General features: G+C 51.3%; 23 protein-coding genes. 11 read left to right on the forward strand and 12 right to left on the reverse strand.

Annotation, left to right across the window (positions count from 1 at the left end):
• Positions 1–3 precede the first annotated feature (3 nt).
• Positions 4–783: an HvfC/BufC N-terminal domain-containing protein gene (locus H8L32_RS10475; RefSeq protein WP_186947128.1), complete on the forward strand. Its 780-nt coding sequence runs from the start codon at positions 4–6 to the stop codon at positions 781–783.
• A gap of 81 nt (positions 784–864) precedes the next feature.
• On the opposite strand, the gene H8L32_RS10480 is transcribed toward H8L32_RS10475, so the two are convergent.
• Both H8L32_RS10480 and H8L32_RS10485 read right to left on the reverse strand, forming a co-directional pair.
• Positions 865–1,923 (reverse strand): LacI family DNA-binding transcriptional regulator, encoded by a 1,059-nt coding sequence (locus H8L32_RS10480; protein WP_230412145.1) that lies wholly within the window; start codon positions 1,921–1,923, stop codon positions 865–867.
• A gap of 118 nt (positions 1,924–2,041) precedes the next feature.
• Positions 2,042–2,734 (reverse strand): helix-turn-helix transcriptional regulator, encoded by a 693-nt coding sequence (locus H8L32_RS10485; RefSeq protein WP_186947129.1) that lies wholly within the window; start codon positions 2,732–2,734, stop codon positions 2,042–2,044.
• 438 nt (positions 2,735–3,172) lie between these two features.
• Between H8L32_RS10485 and H8L32_RS10490 the strand changes: the two genes are divergently transcribed.
• The 4 genes from H8L32_RS10490 to H8L32_RS10505 all read left to right on the forward strand — a co-directional run bounded on the left by H8L32_RS10490 (position 3,173) and on the right by H8L32_RS10505 (position 5,078).
• Positions 3,173–3,355 carry a hypothetical protein gene (locus H8L32_RS10490; RefSeq protein ID WP_186947130.1) on the forward strand — a complete coding sequence of 61 codons (183 nt, stop codon included), beginning with the start codon at positions 3,173–3,175 and terminating at the stop codon, positions 3,353–3,355.
• A gap of 110 nt (positions 3,356–3,465) precedes the next feature.
• Positions 3,466–3,993, forward strand: a complete 528-nt coding sequence (locus H8L32_RS10495; protein ID WP_186947131.1) for a hypothetical protein — start codon at positions 3,466–3,468, stop codon at positions 3,991–3,993.
• 101 nt (positions 3,994–4,094) lie between these two features.
• A complete protein-coding gene (locus H8L32_RS10500) occupies positions 4,095–4,355 on the forward strand; it encodes a hypothetical protein (protein ID WP_186947132.1) in 261 nt (86 codons plus the stop codon).
• A 252-nt stretch (positions 4,356–4,607) separates the two neighbouring features.
• Positions 4,608–5,078 (forward strand): hypothetical protein, encoded by a 471-nt coding sequence (locus H8L32_RS10505; protein WP_186947133.1) that lies wholly within the window; start codon positions 4,608–4,610, stop codon positions 5,076–5,078.
• Between the two features lie 157 nt (positions 5,079–5,235).
• Here H8L32_RS10505 and recQ read toward each other — a convergent pair whose 3' ends face one another.
• Genes recQ through H8L32_RS10520 form a run of 3 tightly spaced genes read right to left on the reverse strand, consistent with a single transcriptional unit; the run spans position 5,236 to position 8,139 of the window.
• On the reverse strand, positions 5,236–7,080 hold the full coding sequence (recQ, locus tag H8L32_RS10510) for a DNA helicase RecQ (protein ID WP_186947291.1): 1,845 nt from the start codon (positions 7,078–7,080) through the stop codon (positions 5,236–5,238).
• A 15-nt stretch (positions 7,081–7,095) separates the two neighbouring features.
• A complete protein-coding gene (locus H8L32_RS10515; RefSeq protein ID WP_186947134.1) occupies positions 7,096–7,941 on the reverse strand; it encodes an undecaprenyl-diphosphate phosphatase in 846 nt (281 codons plus the stop codon).
• Positions 7,942–7,962: 21 nt separating this feature from the next.
• Complete coding sequence (locus H8L32_RS10520) at positions 7,963–8,139, reverse strand: hypothetical protein (protein ID WP_186947135.1); 177 nt, start codon at positions 8,137–8,139, stop codon at positions 7,963–7,965.
• 185 nt (positions 8,140–8,324) lie between these two features.
• Here H8L32_RS10520 and H8L32_RS10525 point away from each other — a divergent pair, with 185 nt between their 5' ends.
• Both H8L32_RS10525 and H8L32_RS10530 read left to right on the forward strand, forming a co-directional pair.
• Positions 8,325–8,939, forward strand: a complete 615-nt coding sequence (locus H8L32_RS10525; protein ID WP_222619313.1) for a hypothetical protein — start codon at positions 8,325–8,327, stop codon at positions 8,937–8,939.
• A gap of 131 nt (positions 8,940–9,070) precedes the next feature.
• On the forward strand, positions 9,071–9,631 hold the full coding sequence (locus tag H8L32_RS10530) for a hypothetical protein (RefSeq protein ID WP_186947137.1): 561 nt from the start codon (positions 9,071–9,073) through the stop codon (positions 9,629–9,631).
• A 198-nt stretch (positions 9,632–9,829) separates the two neighbouring features.
• Here H8L32_RS10530 and H8L32_RS10535 read toward each other — a convergent pair whose 3' ends face one another.
• The 6 genes from H8L32_RS10535 to H8L32_RS10560 form a co-directional block, all read right to left on the reverse strand.
• Positions 9,830–11,557, reverse strand: a complete 1,728-nt coding sequence (locus tag H8L32_RS10535; protein WP_186947138.1) for a methyl-accepting chemotaxis protein — start codon at positions 11,555–11,557, stop codon at positions 9,830–9,832.
• A gap of 247 nt (positions 11,558–11,804) precedes the next feature.
• Positions 11,805–12,074: a YkgJ family cysteine cluster protein gene (locus tag H8L32_RS10540; protein WP_186947139.1), complete on the reverse strand. Its 270-nt coding sequence runs from the start codon at positions 12,072–12,074 to the stop codon at positions 11,805–11,807.
• A gap of 46 nt (positions 12,075–12,120) precedes the next feature.
• Positions 12,121–14,157 (reverse strand): sodium:solute symporter family protein, encoded by a 2,037-nt coding sequence (locus tag H8L32_RS10545; RefSeq protein ID WP_186947140.1) that lies wholly within the window; start codon positions 14,155–14,157, stop codon positions 12,121–12,123.
• Between the two features lie 4 nt (positions 14,158–14,161).
• Positions 14,162–14,428, reverse strand: coding sequence for a DUF4212 domain-containing protein (locus H8L32_RS10550; RefSeq protein ID WP_186947141.1), 267 nt, complete (start codon positions 14,426–14,428; stop codon positions 14,162–14,164).
• Positions 14,415–15,962: a sensor histidine kinase gene (locus tag H8L32_RS10555; protein ID WP_186947142.1), complete on the reverse strand. Its 1,548-nt coding sequence runs from the start codon at positions 15,960–15,962 to the stop codon at positions 14,415–14,417. Before H8L32_RS10555 ends, H8L32_RS10550 begins: the two co-directional genes overlap by 14 nt.
• A complete protein-coding gene (locus tag H8L32_RS10560) occupies positions 15,959–16,696 on the reverse strand; it encodes a response regulator (protein WP_186947143.1) in 738 nt (245 codons plus the stop codon). Before H8L32_RS10560 ends, H8L32_RS10555 begins: the two co-directional genes overlap by 4 nt.
• Before the next feature lie 403 nt (positions 16,697–17,099).
• On the opposite strand from H8L32_RS10560, the gene H8L32_RS10565 reads away from it, so the two are divergent.
• The 3 genes from H8L32_RS10565 to H8L32_RS10575 all read left to right on the forward strand — a co-directional run bounded on the left by H8L32_RS10565 (position 17,100) and on the right by H8L32_RS10575 (position 19,585).
• Complete coding sequence (locus tag H8L32_RS10565) at positions 17,100–17,477, forward strand: BlaI/MecI/CopY family transcriptional regulator (protein WP_222619314.1); 378 nt, start codon at positions 17,100–17,102, stop codon at positions 17,475–17,477.
• Positions 17,467–18,747 carry a M56 family metallopeptidase gene (locus tag H8L32_RS10570; RefSeq protein WP_186947144.1) on the forward strand — a complete coding sequence of 427 codons (1,281 nt, stop codon included), beginning with the start codon at positions 17,467–17,469 and terminating at the stop codon, positions 18,745–18,747. The genes H8L32_RS10565 and H8L32_RS10570 overlap by 11 nt, the downstream gene beginning before the upstream one ends.
• A gap of 208 nt (positions 18,748–18,955) precedes the next feature.
• Positions 18,956–19,585, forward strand: coding sequence for a hypothetical protein (locus H8L32_RS10575; RefSeq protein ID WP_222619315.1), 630 nt, complete (start codon positions 18,956–18,958; stop codon positions 19,583–19,585).
• 20 nt (positions 19,586–19,605) lie between these two features.
• Here the strand turns inward: H8L32_RS10575 and H8L32_RS10580 are convergent, their stop codons facing one another.
• Positions 19,606–20,043 carry an NIF family HAD-type phosphatase gene (locus H8L32_RS10580; RefSeq protein WP_186947146.1) on the reverse strand — a complete coding sequence of 146 codons (438 nt, stop codon included), beginning with the start codon at positions 20,041–20,043 and terminating at the stop codon, positions 19,606–19,608.
• 360 nt (positions 20,044–20,403) lie between these two features.
• On the opposite strand from H8L32_RS10580, the gene H8L32_RS10585 reads away from it, so the two are divergent.
• Positions 20,404–20,895, forward strand: a complete 492-nt coding sequence (locus H8L32_RS10585) for a MarR family winged helix-turn-helix transcriptional regulator (protein WP_186947147.1) — start codon at positions 20,404–20,406, stop codon at positions 20,893–20,895.
• Positions 20,896–20,908: the final 13 nt, after the last annotated feature.

The following is a 20,908-nucleotide window of genomic DNA, read 5'->3' on the forward strand; positions in this document are numbered from 1 at the left end:
ATCATGAACCATAGCGCCGACATCCAAACCCTGCAAACGGCTTTCCAGGAATTTATTCTGGGTCAGCGTGACGCGGCCAGCATGCATGTGCACCTGGCTGTTACCCCTGGCCTGGGGCACGATGCTCGTCTGGATATTTATTACCAGGCATATCGCCTGCGCCTGCGTGATACCTTGTCAGAAGCCTATGGCAAAACTCATAGCTACCTGGGCGATGCGTTGTTTTATCGGGCTTGTGCTGCCTACATTGATGCGCATCCTTCGACTTATCGCAATCTGCGCTGGTTTGGCGAACAGTTTGCTGCTTTGTTGCGTCAGCAGTTTGCCGAGCATCCGCAAGTGGCTGAACTGGCACAGTTTGAATGGGCATTGGGTTGCGCTTTTGATGCCCCTGATCATGCCATCCTCAAGCTGACAGATCTCGGTAATATCAGTGATTGGGAAACCGTGGGTCTGCGTACCAGCAGCTCATTGCAATTCATCGATATACACAGTAACAGTGTTGCCATATGGCTGGCATTAAATGAAGACCATACTCCGCCAGAGCCGGTTATTACAGAGCAGGCGTTTACCTGGGTGGTGTGGCGCAAACAATTACAGTCGCATTTCAGATCATTGCCCGGGGAAGAGGCTGAAGCCCTGCGACAACTGGGTCAGGGGCAGCGCTTTGCCGATGTCTGCGAATGTGTTGCTGAAAGCAATCCTGAGATAGAAAACAACATTGGCGCCTGGCTGCAGAACTGGGTGGTGGATGAAATGCTGGTGGATGCGATCACAGTGTAAACCCGCTGCCGCAAGATTGCGGGCGTTGGACCCGGGGCTTTCGACTGCAAAACAAACCAGGTACGAGGCAATGCTTGTTATTTAAACGCTGCTGGCCCTTACCATCAACTCGGTTGGCAACAGCTGTGCTTTACTGTCCCCGTCTTCGATCAGTTTCAGCAATGCATCCACCAGGGCCAGGCCGGCTTGCGCCATGGGTTGGCGTATGGTACTCAGAGGTGGATGGAAGTAACGCGCCAGTTCGATATCGTCATAGCCAACCACGGCCACGTCGTTTGGCACCCGGTAATGATATTCACGCAAGCTGTTGATGCTGGTCATGGCCAATAAATCACTACAGGCAAACAGGGCATCAAAAGGAACTTGACGGCTGCATAGTTCTGCCACTGCCAGCTTGCCGCCTTCTTCTATGAAAGACGCAGGTACCACCAGCCTGTCATCCAGTGGTATCCGGTATTGTGCCAGTGCCTTGCAATAACCTTCATAACGCTGTGCGACTTCGGGTAGTTGTATGTCACCGAAAAAAGCAATGCGCTTGCGGCCGCTTTGTATCAGATGTTCGGTCGCCTTCTGGCCACCGGTGACATTGTCGCTACCCACGGTCACATACAATTGCTGTGGCAACTGTGCGCCCCAGACAACGATCGGCACGTGACGTGCAGCCAACTGGTTCAGTTGATCATGGTGACGCCACTGGCCGATCAAAATCACGCCCAATACCCGGCCTGTATCAAAAATCTGGGCCGCATTGTCCAGATGTTCTGCATCTATCCGCGACAACAACATATCGAAGCCACGGTCTGTCAATGCATCAGCCAGACTGCCCAGTATGCCCAGAAAGAAAGGGTCGGACAAATGCTGGCGGGTTTCCGAATCAAAGGGGACAACCACGGCGATGGTGCGGGTCTGCTTCAGCCGCAGGTTACGTGCGTCAATATTGATGGAGTATTTGAGTGAGCGCGCCAGTTCGGCAATGCGCTGACGGGTTTCATCATTGACCAGGTTGCTGCCACTCAGTGCACGGGATACCGTGGAGGTGGATACACCGGCCAGACGGGCAATATCGGCCATCTGTAAACGGCGCTGTTCTTTGCTGGCGGACCTGGAGGCGTCTGCGATGATGTCCGTCTTGGCTTTCATCTTATTATTCTTGCTTTTAATGTGTGGGCTGAATCAATTGATAAGTCTCATTATAAAACTGAAAGCAGTCAGAGCGGAAACTATGCGAGCCTGCAAAAAATTGCCTTCAGTTTGTAGCCTAACGCTCGGGCCTGATTCCCTGCTGTACTCGCCACTCCTTCAGCAAAGCCTGGCGTGACCGTGGATAAATCTGGTCTGCTACCTGCAAGCTTTGTATGCGGTCAGTGCGGAAATGCCGGAAGTCATTGCGTAACTCACACCAGGCGACGATGACGCGCAAGCTGTCAAAGAAAGCCAGGGCACAGGGCCAGATGGTGCGCTCGCTGGCTTTGCCGGTTTCGTCCTGGTATTCCAGCACGAGTTTATGTTGCTTGCGTATGGCCAGACGTACCTGGCGTAATTGTTCATCATTGCCTGCGTTGCTGCTACTGGGGCCGATCAGCAAGCCACTGGTTTCCAGTTCCTGCCTGGCTTCTGCTGGCAGGACGGATGCAATTTTTGCCAGTGCATCGCGCGCTGCCAGCGCCAGTTTATGGTCAGCCTGTCGTGCCACCCAGCGTGAACCCAGGGCAATCGCCGCAATTTCTTCTTCTGTAAACATCAGTGGTGGCAAGGTGAAGCCGGGCTGCAAGACATAACCCAGGCCAGCTTCACCGGCAATTTTTGCACCCTGGTTTTGCAAGGTGGCGATATCGCGATACAGGCTGCGCAGACTGATACCCAATTCCTGTGACAGGGCTGCGCCACTGACGGGATAGCGATGTCTGCGCAGGATTTGCATCAGTTGTAGCAGACGTTCAGTGCGCGACATGCATGGGCTCCGGTGTTGTTTGAATTGTGTTTAACGATGGGCATCAGTCTGCCAGCCACATGCTTGTCTGGCAACATGATTTGGACTGCATTTTAGCAACTTCGTCAGCATAGTCTTACGTAACTATCGTCTTAGTCCGATTTAACTCTTTAGTGCGGATGTCTATCATGCAAACATGGATACAAAGCAGAGGCAAGGCGAGTAAGAAGTTGCAAAGACAGGCGAAAAGATATAAACAAATTAAGGATGTAACGTACTTGACTGTGTGTAAAACAACAGAACCGATGCAGGACACAAAGGGTAACAAATCCAGGGCAGATTTGGCGTTGTTTCCATACAGCAATGGCATTGCGTGTCGTTAATAGACATTAGAATTAAAGAACAAATTCGGAAGAATGGGTTCGGCACAGATCAATCAATCTTTGCGTGGATAAGATCATGATAGTCATCGGTATCAAGAAAGCACCGGCACAACAATGGTTGATTGTTGCATTACGTACCGCCAAGGCAGCCGCTGAAGCCAACGAAATTGAATGGGAATACGCCCATATAAAAATAGAGTTACCACAAGGTCGGTCCTATTCCAAATTGCCAGGGCATATGAACCTGATGGAAAATTAACAAGCACTGTCTGTCTGAGGGGAAGGTCATGCATACGCTACACCGCATTACGCACTGTGTATGGAGTGCAAGCTGTGATTCACCACTTCACTTTTTTTGAAGAGATGATCATGAGCGTCCATCACATATCCTTCATTGTTTGCAGCCTGTTGATGGTTGCACAATATGCCTGTGCACAGGAAGTCAAAGAGCCCACTGGTGCAGGGAAAATCGATTCGCAGTCTGGTAATTCCTCAGCCTCACCTGTGGCCACCTATACCAAACTGAATACGCCAGGCAATGATGTGGCGGCAGTGCGAAAAGCCGAAGCCGGGCTGGTATCAGCCCAGCCTGATTTGAATGAATCTGTGGTGGCACCTTCGCCTTCCGATGCGCAACTTGCTGGCACAGTAAGCAGTACTCAGAGTACCAACAGGCAGGGTATGTATGCGCGTGTCACGAAAGAGTATTACAACCAGTCTGCCAATCAATCAGACAAGCAGGAAAAGGCGGGGGCCTTGTCCAGGTTTGGTCTTCGTTATTCTGCAACCGACAATGATCAACTGTGGATGGAATACCGCATCAGCGAAAAAAGCGCCCTGCGTCTGCGTGGTGCTGCACACAGAGGCATCAGGGTTCTGGCGGTTTTCCATTACTAGAACTCATCCCTAGTTATGAAATGAGTTCAAAAAATCTGGGCAGGCCTGGCTTGATATTCTGGAAAAATCAAGCCTGAGCGGTAATTGCCAGAGGAGGTAACATGAACAGCAGGCTTCCAACTACCATAGAACGAACGCCAACCATGCGTTACAAAAATTATGATATTTTTGTGATTGCATTCCCTCGCCCTGATGGCCATTGGTCAGCCAGTGGTGAGGTACAGAAGTATGGCGCAGATGGATTGGAAATCGCCCAGCAATTCAGCGGGCCCTTCATGGCGAATGGCGAAACCGAAGCCAAACTCGCTGTTATTCGCGATGCCAAAATGAAGATTGATGCAATACTGGCTGAACTGAATTAACTCCCCTAGCCCCTATACAGCGCCTTAGTTACTCCCCTTCATCATCCAGTTTCCCGGACTGTTCAGTTGCGCTGACAGGCATCTGTTCACTCATATGCATCCGTGCATATGTGTCCATCTATCATCATCCCCGCTTAAAATGTTTGTACATTGTGTCAACCATAATTTGCCCACAACGTTAGTTTCGTAGGCAAAGAAGTAATAAAATGCGCCGACACATCATTCAACCATAAAACCGGACAGCGGAAGATAATGAAAATTATAAAATGGATCATTCTTGTCGTCATTGCAGTGCCTTTGGCGCTGGTAGCAATCATCTATGCGCGCAATAAAATGGTGGGGCCAGCTGGCTGGGCGGAAGATAACACCACCAAACAACTCAAGAGCATGATGAAGGATCCAGATTCCATGGTGATTCGTTCTTCTTTTGTTTTACAAAGAACAAATAGCGACGGCAATACCGAAATTTCGATATGCGGCATCGTAGATGGCAGGAATGAATTTGGCGGTTATGCCGGGGGTACGCGTTTTGTATCCCTGAGTATGGACAATAAGAAAAGCAATACCTTTGATACTATTTTCGTCAAAATTGATGAAAGTACGGCGTCAGACCGGGCCCTGGCAAAACGCCTCGACACCATCACACCATTCGAGCACGCCTACTGGAATGGCAACTGCGTGGATGAGACACACCCCATGCTGATACGTTCTTCGGACAGTTAAAACCTTGCTAGCCAGATTCGGCAAAAACCGCTGACCATGACGGCAAGGGTAAACAGGGGATTCACGGAAGTGAAGATGCTCTGGTTTTTCTCTGTGCCCCTCTGTGTCTCCGTGCCTCTGTGTTGAGAGGTCTTGCTTTAAGGCTTATGAGTACAAATCAAGACTGCAATTCTTCAATCAGACTGATAATCTCTTTGCCGTAACTTTCCAGCTTCTTGTCACCCACGCCGGATATGGCGCGCAGGGCCGTCAGCGTGGCAGGTTGCTGGCGGGCGATTTCGCGCAGGGTGGCGTCGGGGAAGATGACGTAGGCTGGCACATTGTGGGTACGCGCTGTTTCCACACGCCACCAGCGCAGTTTGTCGAAGGCAGCCTGGGCCGTGCTGTCGAGGTCGGCCTCTGCATAATCTTTTGCCGACTGGCGTTTGTGCTTGACGGCTTTTTCTGCTTTTTTGTACTGGCGCAGCTGTACCTTGATTTCACCACGCAAGACGGCGCGGGATGTTTCGGTCAGTTTCAGCGAGCTATAGTTTTCATAATCGACAGCGACCATGCCCAGCGCAATCAACTGGCGCAGCAGGGCGCGCCATTCGGCTTCGCTCTTGTCTGAGCCTATGCCGTAGGTCGATAATTTGTCATGTCGCCACTGTTGTACGCGTTCAGTATCAATGCCGCGCAAGATGTCGATGACATGCCCGGCAGCAAAGCGCTGATCGACACGATACACGGTGGACAGGATTTTTTGCGCCGCCACACTGCCATCAAAAGAGCTGGGCGGGCTGATGCAGGTATCGCAATTGCCGCAGGGTGTGGCCTGTTGTCCAAAATACTCAAGGATGTGTACGCGCCGGCAATTCAGGGTTTCGCATAGCGACAGCATGGCGTCCAGCTTGACGCCTTGCACCCTCTTAAAGGTTTCATTGGCTTCAGATTCATCGATCATGCGGCGCTGCTGCACCACATCCTGCAAGCCATAGGCCATCCAGGCATTGGCACTGGCACCATCGCGGCCGGCACGACCGGTTTCCTGGTAATAACCTTCTATGCTTTTTGGCAAATCCAGATGGGCGACAAAGCGCACATCAGGTTTGTCTATGCCCATGCCAAAGGCGATGGTGGCACACATGACTATGCCGTCTTCCCGCAGGAAACGCGCCTGGTTACGGCTGCGGTCCTGCAAATCCATACCCGCATGATAGGGCAGGGAAGTGATACCGTTTTCATTCAGGAATTCTGCAGTTTCTTCAACCTTTTTACGCGACAGGCAATATACGATGCCGGCATCACCGCTATGCTGGGCCGTGATGAAATCCAGCAATTGCTTGCGGCCATTGGCTTTTTCTACGATCTGGTAGCGGATGTTAGGGCGGTCGAAGGACGACACGAACTGCATCGCGTTTTCCAGCTGCAGCCTGTGGATGATCTCATCGCGGGTTTGCTGGTCAGCCGTGGCTGTCAGGGCAATGCGCGGCACATGCGGGAAGCGCTCATGCAAGGCCGACAGTTTGATGTATTCAGGACGGAAATCATGTCCCCATTGCGAGACACAATGGGCTTCATCAATCGCAAACAGGGCAATGTTGACGACTTGCAGCAATTCCAGGCAGCGCTGGGTCAGCAGACGTTCGGGGGCGATATATACCAGGTCAATATCGCCTTCGCGCATTTTCTTTTCCACCGCCAGGATTTCATCAAAACTCTGGGTGGAATTTAAAAACGCTGCACGCACGCCGACTTCGGCCAGGGCATCGACCTGGTCCTGCATCAGCGCTATCAGGGGCGACACGACGATGCCAACGCCATCGCGTATCAGTGCCGGTATCTGGTAACACAGGGATTTACCACCCCCGGTCGGCATCAGCACCAGGGCATCACCACCATTGACGACATGTTCAACGATCTGACCCTGCTGCGAGCGAAAGGCCGGGTAGCCAAATACCGTCTGCAATAAATGCAGAGCCTGTTCAACGCTATCGCTTGTGGTATTGCCTGCTTCAGTCACTGCGCTTGTCACCAATTAGTCGGCCCAGGTAATTACGCCCGTGTAGGCGGTAATCAGAATCATGATACCAAAGGCAATGCGATACCAGGCAAACACATTGAAATTGTGCGAGCTGATATAACGCAACAACCAGCGCACGCAAAAGAAGGCAGAGATAAAGGCTGCAACCGTGCCCAGGCTGAACATGGGCAAGTCAGCCATCGACAAATCTTCCCGCGCCTTGTACAGCGAATACACGGTAGCACCCAGCAGTGTCGGTATCGCCAGGAAGAAAGAAAATTCGGTTGCCGCCTTGCGCGACAAACCAAACAGCATGCCACCGATGATGGTCGCACCAGAGCGGCTGGTGCCGGGGATCAGGCCCAGCGACTGTGCCAAACCTATTTTAAGTGCATCGACGATACTCATGTCGTCCACTGATTGTATGCGCGCATGGGCGGTATCATGTTCATCGACGTTTTTATGCTTGCGTTCAACGACCAGAATAATAATGCCACCTATGATGAAGGCCATGGCAACCGGTACAGGGGCAAATAGCAGAGCCTTGATTTTTTTGATGAACAATACGCCAAGTACAGCTGCCGGCAAAAACGCCACGATCAGGTTGACGGCAAATTTGCGCGCCTTGGGATCAGTTGCGAGGCCAGCGATAACACCGATGATTTTTTTGCGGTATTCCCAGCAGACAGCAAAAATCGCACCTGCCTGTATGACAATTTCAAAAACCTTGGCAGTTTCGGTAGTGAAATTGAGCAGACTACCCGTCAATATGAGGTGACCAGTAGAAGAGATGGGCAAGAATTCCGTCAAACCTTCGACGATGCCCATGATGATGATTTTGATCGCGATTATTAAGTCCATACGACACTAAAAAGAGGGAGGTTAAGCAGGGAATTGGTCGGCACGAAGCTTAACATGGCGCATGCCTGCCTGCGCAGAATTTTGCCCGCAAATACCCCACAGCGGGATGAATTTATAAAAATAATAAGAATAAAGACTTGCCAGATGGCAGTTCCTTGCACCTAAGGTTCCGTATTCCGGTACTTTTTCGAATTTCATTGTTCCTCTACACATCAATCGCGATACTTTGGCATCGTCCTTGATCGTATCTTCATACTTACTTTTAGTCCTGCCTTTTTAAAGCGCTTATCACTATGTTCAGGTTGTCACAACGGCCCATCTCATATTGCAGGTATGGCTTTATAGCCAGCCTGCTGCCGGGATTGATTGCCTGTACTACCACCATGCCAGCACAACCGGTACAGGCGACCGCTGATTCAGGGCAGATGGAGCAAGTGCTGACCGAGTATCGCAGCAGCCAGGTGGAAGTGATGTTGTTAAGACAGCAGTTTCTTTGGCATTTCCCGGATGCGAATCAGCATCTGGCCCAGTTTGCCCACCACATACAGGTTGATGGCACGGTACCAGTCCGTTTGCAGGAATTTGTCATCACTTATCACAAGCCACGCCGTCTGACGCCAGCATATTCAGGATCTCCGGCTTCGGCAGGCAATGCCAGTGCCATGACGGCAGATTTTGTCGATGAAGTACAGATCAACAGAAATGGTGAGTTTCTGGTGCGTGAAGCGATATCGCCGGTCTTCACGGGCGGGCAAAGTTATCGCCGCCTGGAAGCGGCCAAACTCAAAGTTGGAAATGACGCCTATGTGCTGACTGTAGCCAATGGTTTTTTACATAAACCCATGTGGCTGGCGATTTTTGGCACTGATGGTCATGCCGTGTATCGCATAGGTCTGCCACACGGGACCTGGCAATTTACCGAACATGCTGACGGCATTTCCATGGTGGATACCTCTGGTTCCGGCAGAAGGCTGGTGATCAGACCAGAACTGCGATGAATGGGCTGGCGAGTTCATCGCAGTACCTCCGGAATCTGTGGTCATGCGTTGTGCCCCTGACCCGTCAGAGTTTGAGAGTGTGTGTGGTTGTTTGCCTGAGTACCTGCCTTGGTGCCTGCCTTAGTGCTTGTGTGATACCTCTGCCCATTATTGGCGGCGGTGTGGCAGGTGCGGCGCGGGATAGTGATGCAGTCAGAGAAGAAGCCTGGAATTACCCTGAATTTAAGGAGAAGCATGTGCAGACCGAAATGATCAAGGATAGCGTGAGCAAGCAGCCGCGTACAGACCGTAACAATTACTTTGCCGATTTTGAAGACCATGTTCATATCCGGCGTAACACACCCACCCGGCTTGGTTCCTACGAATTCAATTTCGTACGTTCCGGTACTGACAATGGCTTGCTGATACAGGTCCACAATAATGGCCTGCGTGTCCTGCTGGAACGCATACCTTCGGCCTTTTACATGGGCGAGTTGCAGGCCAGTCAGATGCAGATAGCCGGACGTGATTATCTTTTGCTGGCGGCAAATTCACGCACCAGCACGCATCGTATGTGGCTGGGTATTTTCCGGCCAGATGGCAGCAAGTTATACGCTGCCAGCCTGGAACAGTCAGTGATACGCATCCAGCAGACTGAAGATGGCGTTTCACTGTTCTTTTTGAGTGGTGATTCGATGCGTATCAAGATATAGCTGCTTCAGCGCTTTCCCTGCAGCTGAGGAAAAGCCTGGAATGGCAGGGGTGGAATTCGTGAATCTCTTGCGTCAATCTGACATCTGATTGAATGCACTGAATCCACCCCGGACTGCTAATTCAGCAAAAGTCTTTGCTGCGTGTCACTTTCAAAACTGCTGTCAAAACCGCTTTCAAAACCGCTTTCAAAACCGCTTTCAAAATTCCTCCCAGTCATCGCTGGATGCTGACGTAGATGATGCAGGCTTTTTCTTTGTTGCTGATGCCTGCAACCTGGCTGGTTGTGCAGCAGCGCGTTTTATAGCAGGTGTACGGCCTGCGGCTGTTGCGCGTGCTGGTTGCCGGGGTGTTGGTGTTGCAGCGGTTTTGGCCTGGGCAATGATATTGAATTGTGAAACCAGGTCTGAAAGTTTTGCAGATTGATCGCGCATACTTTCTGCTGCAGCGGCAGCTTCTTCAACCAGTGCCGCATTTTGCTGCGTCATTTCATCCATCTGCGTGACAGCCAGATTGACTTGCTCAATACCGGCGCTCTGTTCCTGACTGGCAGCGGTGATTTCACTCATGATGTCGGCAACATGCTGTACGCTGGTGACGATTTCCTGCATCGTCTTGCCGGCGGTATCAACCAGCTTGCTGCCATGTTCGACCTTGCCGACAGAATCATCGATCAGGTATTTGATTTCTTTGGCGGCAGAGGCGCTACGCTGTGCCAGATTGCGCACTTCAGTCGCCACTACCGCAAAACCACGACCCTGTTCACCCGCACGAGCAGCTTCTACCGCTGCATTCAACGCCAGGATATTGGTCTGGAAGGCAATGCCATCAATTACCGAAATAATATCGACGATTTTGTTCGAGCTTTCCTTGATGGAACCCATGGTGGTTACCACTTGCCCAACGACCTCACCACCTTTGACGGCAACGCCGGATGCCGATATCACCAATTGATTTGCCTGACGTGCATTGTCAGCATTCTGTTTGACGGTGGAAGTCAGTTCTTCCATCGACGAAGCAGTTTCTTCCAGCGAACTTGCCTGTGATTCTGTGCGCGACGACAGGTCGGCATTGCCAGTGGCAATTTCGGCGGCCGCCACACTGATGGTTTCGGTACCATGACGGACTTCGCCTATGACACCGCTCAAGCCCGTATTGATGCCATTGATTGCAGTCATCATCTTGCCGATTTCATCATTGTGTTGAATGTCAATAATATCGCTCAGGTCACCCTGCGCCATTTTTTCTGCAACGGCAGTGGCTCTGGCCAGCGGTTTGGTGATCGATGTCGCCATCATCCAGGCGCAGATTGCCGACAACAGTGCGGCGATCAGTGACAGTACGATCAGCAGTACTTTGCTGGACTGGTAAGTTTGCTGGATTTCGGCCGAAGTATCGTCGATTTGTTTGCGCTGTAGAGACAGCATTGCTTCGATTTTCTTGATGTACAACGCTGCTGCTGGAAGAAATTCTTTTTCCAGGGCAGTATTGGCTTCATCTACCTTATCTTCTTTTTTCAACGTCACAACTTTATTGCGCGTGTTGAGATAAGCCTGTCTCTGTTCGCCGATTTCCTTGAAAAGTGCGACTTCATCCGGGCTTTGCATGTGCTCTGCAATGGCTTTTTGCAAAAGGCCGGATGCCTTGGTGGATTCTTCCTGCTCTGCTGCAAAAAAACTGGCCAGTGAAGGATCGCTGCTTTTTGCAATGGCTGTGGTGCGGCGCACCCCGGTGTGTATATTGCGGTACCAGTCGCTGATCAGCCGTTCGGTCGTCAATGGGTCTTTCAGCAAATTATCCGTTGCAGCGGCAACGGCATTGAGCTTGAAAATGGCAATGACAGTGGTGATGAAGAACAGTATAAGGATCAGGGCAAAACCTAAGCCTAACCTTTTACCGACTGAAAGGTGTTTGAGCTGAGAGATCATAGATTTTCTTATTTATGTCGAAAGACAAGTTGAAAATGCAGACGCAAACTTCACAGACAGTCTACACTTGGATGGTATGGAAATATATTTCCCGGTGGAAATTATACGCAAAAAACGACTAATTTATTTCAATAAGTCTGGATTATTTTCACGTATGCCGCGCTTTTTCATCTTATTTCACAATTGAAGCGCGAATCGCTCCGGAGTTTTGTAAAAAAAGGTGAAATGAAGGCTGTTGATATGTCCGTCAGCCGGGTCTGGTCGCCTGTTCCAGTGCGCTGATCCAGCGTATGGCCTGCTCCCTGTCATTGCCGCACATGTCTACCGCCGCCTGCAAGCCTGAGCAGCAGGCGGGTCGTTCCGGTTGACCAAAAATCGCGCAGCGCAAATCGTGTGTCAATTGCACACAGGGTACGCCAGCGGGTTTGCCATCAGGCATGCCGGGTATGGGGCTGGTGATGGACGGTGCAATGCAGCATGCAGCGCACAGCGGGCGACAAGATAGTGATGTACTCATACCGGTATTTTATCGGATGCTGACGCCGGGTGGCTAGCAGGCCAAGTCATGGCTGCCGGATAAAATCAACTAGTTCCGTCGTTTTTTGATCCGGCCTGGGTGTCAGGTAACTGACCAGCAGCATGCTGATAAAGCCTGCCGGTACGCCGAATACGCCAGCAGAAATCGGTGCAATATTCAGCCACTGATTGGCGGTGCTGCCACCAAACAGCGGGTGGCTGTAGAGCATGTAAAACACACAGACAACGAAACCGGTGATGATGCCTGCAATTGCCCCCTGACGATTGGTGCGTTTCCAGAAAATACCCAGTACCAGTGCAGGAAACAGGGCCGATGCTGCGACCGAAAATGCTGCACCCACCAGCGACAGGATATCTGCGGGTTTCAGGGATGCGACATAGGCCGCTACCAGTGCTACCACCAGCAGCAGCAATTTTGAAATCGTCACCCGCTTCTGGGTCGATGCTTGCGGATCAATAATCTTGTAATAGATATCGTGTGACAGTGAATTGGAAATCGTCAACAGCAAGCCATCTGCGGTAGACAGGGCGGCAGCCAGGCCACCGGCGGCTACCAGTGCCGAGACCACATACGGCAGACCGGCAATTTCGGGAGTGGCAAGCACGACGATGTCACCATCCAGCACGATTTCCGCTAGCTGGACGATACCGTCATGGTTGATGTCCGTAATGGTGACCAGCGGGTTGATTTTGTCTATGCTCGCCCAGTAAGTCACCCAGGAAGGCAGTTTGGAAAATTCGCTACCCACCAGCGAATTATAGATATCGTATTTCACCAATATCGCCAGCGCCGGGATGCTGATGTACAGCAGCATGATAAAAAACAGCGACCAGAATACCGAATCGCGGCTTTCCTTGACCGAGGGCGGCGTGTAATAACGCACCAGTACATGCGGCAGAGCGGCAGTGCCCATCATCAGGCACAGGACCAGTGCCATGAAATTATTGCGCTTGTTATCCGATTCATTCTTGTCTTTGGCCGCATACGGCGTGTATTGCGAAAAGCCGGGTTGTGCCTTGTTCAGATAATTGTTACGGATGTCGGTCCAGCGGGTTTTTGCTTCTTGCGGTGACTTGGGATAATTCGCCAGTATGCGTCCCGCAGCCTTGATCTCAAGTAAAGAGGCATTGCCGGATTTTAAATCGTCCAACTTGCTTTGTACTTCAAAGCGACCTTCTTCCCATGACTGTGGCAATTGCTGGATTTTCTTTTGCAATTCGGCAGCACGCTGGCGGTAAATAGCCCTGACTTCCTGCTCCTTGGGGTCTTGTGCGAATTGTTTTTCCTTGTTGACCAGTTCTGGCAAGACAGAACCATAGGTCAGGGGTGCGACCGGATTATGCGTGTGTTTGACCGATAGCCAGCCAACAGGAATCAGGAAGGCGACAATGATGATGATGTATTGTGCCACCTGGGTCCAGGTCACTGCCCGCATGCCGCCCAGGAAAGAACAGACCAGGATACTGGCCAGCCCGAGGAATATGCCCACAGAAAAATCCACACCGGTGAAGCGCGAGGTGATCAGTCCCACACCATAGATTTGCGCAACCACGTAGATGAAGGAAATGAAAACGGTGGCAAATACTGCCAGTATCCTGACCGTATTGTTTTCCGGTGTACCTGCAAAACGGGCGCCCAGAAAATCAGGAATGGTGTATTGCCCGAACTTGCGCAGGTAAGGCGCAATCAGCATCGCCACCAGACAAAAGCCACCGGTCCAGCCTATGATGTAGGCAAGGCCATCAAAGCCCTGCAGATACAGGCCACCAGCCAGGCTCAGGAAGCTGGCGGCAGACATCCAGTCTGCGGCGGTGGCCATGCCATTGAATACTGCAGGCACGCGTCGTCCGGCGACATAGTATTCGGTGATGTCTGATGTGCGGCTGACGACACCGATACCGGCGTAGAGTACGATCGTGGCAAACATGAACAGGTAGCCTATCCATGCACGTGGTACGCCTTCTTTTTCCAGTATCGCCAGACTGATCAGAAAAATGAAAAACAGCAAGGTGTACCACAGATAGTACAGCGTCAGTCTTTGTGTAAATCGTTGTTGTGACATGCGATCAGGATCCTGTCTGTTTGCGGCCTATCCAGGCCATGCCCAGGGAATAAATGGCCAGCAGCATGACGAAACTCAGGGTCAGGCCCTGCGCTGCCATATAAAAAGAAAATGGCCAGCCAAAAAAACTGATAGTGCTCAATTCGCGCGCAAAAAACAGGACACCGAAGCTCAGTGATGCCCAGGTCAGCAGCAGACAGGATGTCAGGCGTTTGGTATGACGCCAGTAAGGGCCTGGGCTGGCGGGAGGAATTTTTTCAGGAATGCTCATATCCTGCCTCAATAGAAACTTCATCATGCGGATTGAGTCTGAAGGCAATCCTGAACAGGCAGCCGGGGAAGGCAGCATCCTGCGGATGAGAGTTGTCGGAAATTTCTATGCTGGCCTGATGCTGGCTGGCGATTTCACGGACGATCGCCAGGCCCAGGCCGCTACCTTGTACATTGGTACCAAGAATGCGATAGAAACGTTCAAACACATGGTCTCTTTCTGTGACAGGAATGCCGGGACCATTGTCTTCCACCTCCAGTATGGCCAGTGCCTGCTCATGATCAATGATGACCCTGACAGTCACGCTATGTTCTTCCGGCGTATAGCGTAGTGCATTGTCGATCAGGTTGCTCAACATTTCGCGCAGCATCAGCGGGCTGCCGAAAATCAGGACCGGTGCATCTTGCTGTTCAAAGCCTAGATCAATTTTTTTTGAAAATGAAGTCTGTATCCAGTCGTGCACCACGCTACGTGCAAGGCTGTTCAGATCAAGCTGTTCCAGCAACTGGGTCGCAGGGGTCTGGTTTTCTGCCCGCGCCAGCGTCAGCAATTGATTGACGAGACGCGTCGCTGCTTCGGAACTGGTAGCCAGTTGCAGTAGCGAACGATGTATTTCACCCTGATCAGTCTGGCGCAAGGCCAGTTCGGACTGCATGCGCATACCTGCCAGAGGTGTTTTCATCTGATGAGCCGCATCGGCGATGAAACGTTTTTGTATATCTATGGTTTGCGCCAGACGTTCCAGCATTTCATTGAGGGAGCTGACCAGGGGAGTGATTTCTTCCGGCACATGGCGCGAATCGATGGGGCTTAAATCATCAGGGCGGCGTGCCCGTATCCTGTGCTGAAGCTCTGCCAGCGGCGACAGGCCACGGCTCAGGGCAAACCAGACCAGCGCCAGCGCAATCGGCAGGATAATGAACTGAGGCAGTATCACACCCTTGATGATTTCATTGGCCAGCAAGGCCCTTTTTTCCAGCGTTTCTGCCACCTGTACCAGTGCCAGGTGAGGCGTACCATCGGCCTGTCTGCGGTTGATCTTGTTCAAGTCTATATAGCTATACGCTACCCGGATGTCGATGCCGCGCAGGTTTTCGTTTCTTAACTGCACCGTACCGGTTTGTGGCTTGTCTTCTTCGGCGGGAGCCGGCAGTTCACGGTCACCATCTATGACTTCGCCCTTGTTGTTTTTGATCTGGAAATAGATATTGTCGAGGTCATCAGCGCGCAGGATATCGCGCGCAGGGCTGCTGAGTTGCGTCGATACCTTGCCATCCACTTCCTTGACCTGCTGGGACAGGACCAGCACATTGTCTTCCAGTGCACGGTCAAAGGGCTGGTTGGCGATGGATTTGGCGACCAGATAAGTAATGGCGATACTCATGGGCCATAGCAGTAGCAGGGGAGCCAGCATCCAGTCCAGGATTTCTCCGAACAGGGAACGCTGGACTTTTTCTTCCACCGGCCGGGTCAGGCTGTCATCCGGCACTGGAGCCGGCCTGTTTCTGAACCTGTTGCCTGGTCTTGCCTTCATTTTTGCTCAGACGGTACCGGGGGAGTCGACTGTACCGACGGTGCCGGTGGCGCAGGTGGTGCAGCAACAAAGAATTTTTCCAGGCAGTAGCCAAGTCCGCGCACGGTGGCAATGCGTACGCCATCAATTTCAATTTTTTTGCGCAGACGATGAACATACACTTCTATCGCATTATTGCTGACCTCTTCACCCCATTCGCAAAGGTGATCAACCAGTTGTTCTTTCGAGACCAGGCGACCGGTGCGCTGCAGCAACACTTCCAGCAGACCCAGTTCACGGGCGGACAAATCCAGCATCTGTTCATGGATATAGGCAATCCGCCCCACCTGGTCATAGGACAAGGGGCCATGCTTGATGACAGTTGGTCCGCCACCTGCGCCACGTCTGGTCAGTGCCCGGACACGTGCCTCCAGTTCTGATAAGGCGAATGGCTTGGCCATGTAGTCATCGGCGCCGAGATCCAGACCCTTGACCCTTTGCTCCACCGAATCTGCCGCTGTCAGTATCAGGACCGGCAGGCGGGAGTTGCGTGCCCGCAGGCGGCGCAAGACTTCCAGCCCGCTCATTTTGGGCAGGCCGAGATCGAGTATGAGCAAATCGAAATCCTGAGTGGACAGCGCGGAATCCGCTTCCTGACCATTATTGACGCAATCGGTGGCATAGCCGGATTGCCGTAGTGAACGGGTCAGCCCGTCGGCCAGTACACTGTCGTCTTCTGCTAGCAAAATACGCATGATGAATTTGATCCAGGTGGTTTGTCTCTTTAGCGGATGCCAGCCTACATGGCGAATCAGCTCCGCCTGGCAGCATCTCTTTCTATTCTGGCACGGCGCCATGTTTTGCGCCTCTTGCAGCCACAACTTTAACCCAATATCGTACTTTTTCCAGAATTACCCTCGCATATATTTGTGTAAAGGCAAAGATATGTCGCCGAAGGGCTTCAAAGAAACAGTCCCTCGCGGTAATCCAGGCAGAGCTGGTGGAAGGCAGGTTGACCACCATCATCCGGCTGGATGGGGTGTCAACCATAAATTCTCACTTGACATGATTAATTACAGATGTAATCATTGGCTATCGATTACATCTGTAAATGCTTGTTCTAATGTGATCCCAACAAAATAAAGGAAGAGTGCGTCAATGAAAACCATCGCCATCAGTGAGGCAGAATCCGTCGTCATGGAAGCGCTTTGGAAAAAGCATCCATTGTCAGCCGAAGAGGTATTTGCCGCAGTGCTCGATCAGCAGGAATGGCAAGAGGCTACTGTCAAGACTTTGCTTAACCGATTGTTGAAGAAGGGGGCAATACAGGCGGAAAAAGATGGACGCAGGTTTTTATATTCACCCCTGCTCAAGCGCGAGCAATGGATACAGTCAGAGAGCAAGGGTTTTCTTGACCGTATGTTTGACGGCAGAATAGCACCACTGGTGGCGCATTTCAGTCAGCAAAAGAAATTGTCCCGGCAAGATATTGCCGAGTTGAAACGGCTGATTGAGGAGCTTGGCGATGGCAAGTGACAGCTTGAAAATATTGATGGCGCTGGGATTGACCAGCACGGTACTGGCATTGCTGGTATTGCTGCTGAGGCTACCCTTGCGCCGCTATGCGGGAGCGGAAATCAGTTATACCTCCTGGCTGATGTTGCCATTGGCAATGCTGGCGATGCTGTTGCCGCATCGCGTTTATCAGGACAGTTTCACGGTGTTGACTGTGCCTGTTGCACAGTGGGCTGGTGTTGTCCATGCGATCGAATTGCCGTCCAGACCCAACTGGTCTGGCCTGGTCTTGTTGGCGTGGATCAGTGGCAGCATCATCATGCTAATCTGGTTTGCTCTTCAGCACAGCCGCTTTTTGCATGACCTGGGTGAACTGACCAGGCATGAGGATTTTTATCTGGCCCGTAGCATGGATGCAGGGCCGGCGCTGGTGGGCTTGCTGCGTACCAGGATTGTCGTGCCGGGTGACTTTTTCCAGCGCTACACCGTTGAAGAACAGACCCTGATCATTACGCATGAAAAAATTCACAGGTATCGTGGCGACTTGTTGGCGAATACCCTGTTTGCTCTGCTGCAGTGCCTGTTCTGGTTTAACCCAGTCATACACCTGGCCGCCAGGTATTTTCGTGTTGACCAGGAGCTGGCCTGTGATGCCCGCGTGATTGTTCAACATCCGCACGCCCGGCGTACGTATGCCGAAGCCATGCTGAAAACCCAATTACATTTCAACCCCAGTGCCATTGCCTGTCACTGGCAATCTCATCACCCTTTAAAGGAAAGAATCATGCATTTACAACAGACCCGCTCTTCTTTTTTGCAACGTGCATCTGCTTATTTGTTGTTGTCTATGGTTGGCGGCTTGAGTGCGTATAGCGCCTGGGCAGTGACACCGGCAAACCAGGTTGGCGCAGATGCGGCGTCCGGGCAGGCGAAAGAGACCGCGCAGGTTGACAGCTATATGGTTGCTACGTCCATTACGGCGGGTGGAAAAACTTCCAGCCCACGTATCGTCGTCAAGCAAGGCAGAGAAGCAAGTTTCGCCATCAAGATGGATGAACAGCAAGGCAATTGGGATTTCAGTTTTAGCTTGAAAACGCCGGCGACCGGCAATGCCAATGAGGCTGTCATGGTGATGCTGGTAGTCAAAAAAGATGGTGTCGTGATAGCCAAGCCTAATCTGTTGGTTGGTCTTGATCAGCCAGCGAAAATCCAGCAGCAGACACCAGAACACCAGAGCGACTTTGACATCTCACTGACTGCCAGCCTGTTGAAGAAAGGCGACAAATTTTAGTTGTAAACTGATAGCGCTGCGCTGATTATGGCCAGCGTGGTTCGTTGTCTGGAGATGAAATTCTCATCTGTTAAAATTCACTGACCAAAAGTGACCCCACAAAGATAGCTGAATGATGAAATCCTGGTCTGTGAATTTGTCTGTAAATTGGTCTGTGAAGCTGCCTGTTTTGCTTGCGCTACTCTGCACCCTGTGCTGTTCTTCGGCAATGGCGCAGCCTGGCAAGCTTTGCTCTGGCGATGCTGGCTTGCGCAAGCTGGAAGCTTATTGGAGCAGCACGCTTTTTCTGGGCCTGCTGGATAAGCATGGCGACTGGACTGCTGCCATGCAGGCGGCAGACAGCCAGCATATTGCCTTGTCCATCAAAAATGGGCAGATCAAACAAAACCTGGCATGGCATGAAGGTGATGAAAGCAAGTATTGTCTGCGCCTGCAAGGCGATAAAGTCTGGTTGCTGGATGAAAAGGGGAAAGGGAAAGGGCCGGAACTTGGCCCTTATCAGCGTCTTGGTACGCTGGACCAGCGCGAAGCGGATCTTTACCTGGCGCGTTTGATACAGGGTTGTTTTATCAGTGCAGAAAAAGAACAGTGGTGCTTCCAGAAGGGCAGGCTGAGCATTAACGGCCAGCCCGTCAATGCACGACTGGAACTGGATTTATCCGAACTGGACCTGTACGGCACACCCCTGCACGTGCAAGGCCGCAAACTACCCTTTTGGTATCTGGTGAAGCGTTCCGACGGATGGGCTGTGTTTGAAGACGATTATGCCAGTAAAGAAAACCGCAAGCCGGTCAATCCTGAAACGAGTAAGCCATGGCGTGTGCTGAGGCCACAATAACTAAAGCAAGTCAGTCAATGTCAGCTTGCAACAAGCATTTCAAGCTTCTGCAACATGCTTGATAAACCGGTATCGTCATCCGGATACGGGTAGTCAAAAAAATCGATTTGCATCCATTGAGCTTCTTGCCCGGGGTGTAGATATTTTTCAAAATCATCCACCAATACAATATCTGATACCAAAGCAGCGGGAACAAATTCCAGATTCTTGGTTTCACCTTGCCAATTGACGTATTCGATATCCAGAAACCAGTCTGGTACCACGCTTTCAGCAACCAGTAATCTTGCGATTTGCCGGAACTGATCTTCCTCTACCGTGGTGAACATGACTATCCTGGGGAATAGTAATGCGCAACGATTCAGGAAATCATGCAGACCCGGTCGTGGTATCTGGCTCATTGCATTGGAGATCAACGTGCCTTCGAGATCCAGTGCCAATACAGTCGGTATTTTTTTCATTGCTTAAAAGTGAATGGTAATACTCTTAGTGTCACATTGGAATCCGGATATGGGCAAGTTGAATTTTGTGCTTGTTGAATTCAGATGGGGAAGGATGATGGCTTGATACAGAAGCTGGATGCCGCCATCGCAAACGGCAAGAAACAGGGAATCGTGAGCCTGGATTTGCCTGAATCAGGCAGGCAGTGGTGGATGGAAGTTGCCCCTGTCCGATCTAATTTAATTGCCAAAATTACACTTTAATTAAATCTTTGTTTATTTTTTAACCCTTGTTCAGCAATGGACAAGGGTTTTTTTATGGTCCCTGCAAAGTTTTTTAAACTGGTATAAACTATTGCCTAGTCAACGAATTTTGCCATCATGGATACCGAAAATCAAATTCCCGAGTTCGATAGCTCGCAAGTCGAAGACAGTGTCGGCTATTTGCTGGCCAGGTCGCGAACGATGTTGTCTCGCTCTATAGAAGACGCTTTGCGCTGTGTCGATATCACACATGCACAAGGCAGTGTTTTCATGATGCTGGCCACCGGCAAGAGCAGCACGGCAGCGGAGCTGGCACGTGACCTGTTTATCGACTCTGCAGCAATGAAACGTACTCTGGACAAGCTGGAAGTGAAGGGCTACATCCAGCGTGTGATAGACGAGAGCGACAAGCGCTTGTTCAAGCTCGGCCTGACGCCATCCGGCAAGGCACTGGCTGCCCGGTTGCCGGCGATTTATGCAGAAGTGCTGGATGTGGGATTTACCGGTTTTGCTGCTGAAGAAATCAGTTTTTTGAAGTACCTGTTACGCAAGCTTCTGGCAAATCGCCCCATACTGGAAGCCAAAATGAATAGTTGCCAAGGCAACTAAATAATCATCAATG

The organism is Undibacterium hunanense (assembly GCF_014284335.1).
In the GTDB taxonomy this organism is placed as follows: Bacteria; Pseudomonadota; Gammaproteobacteria; order Burkholderiales; family Burkholderiaceae_D; genus Undibacterium; species Undibacterium hunanense.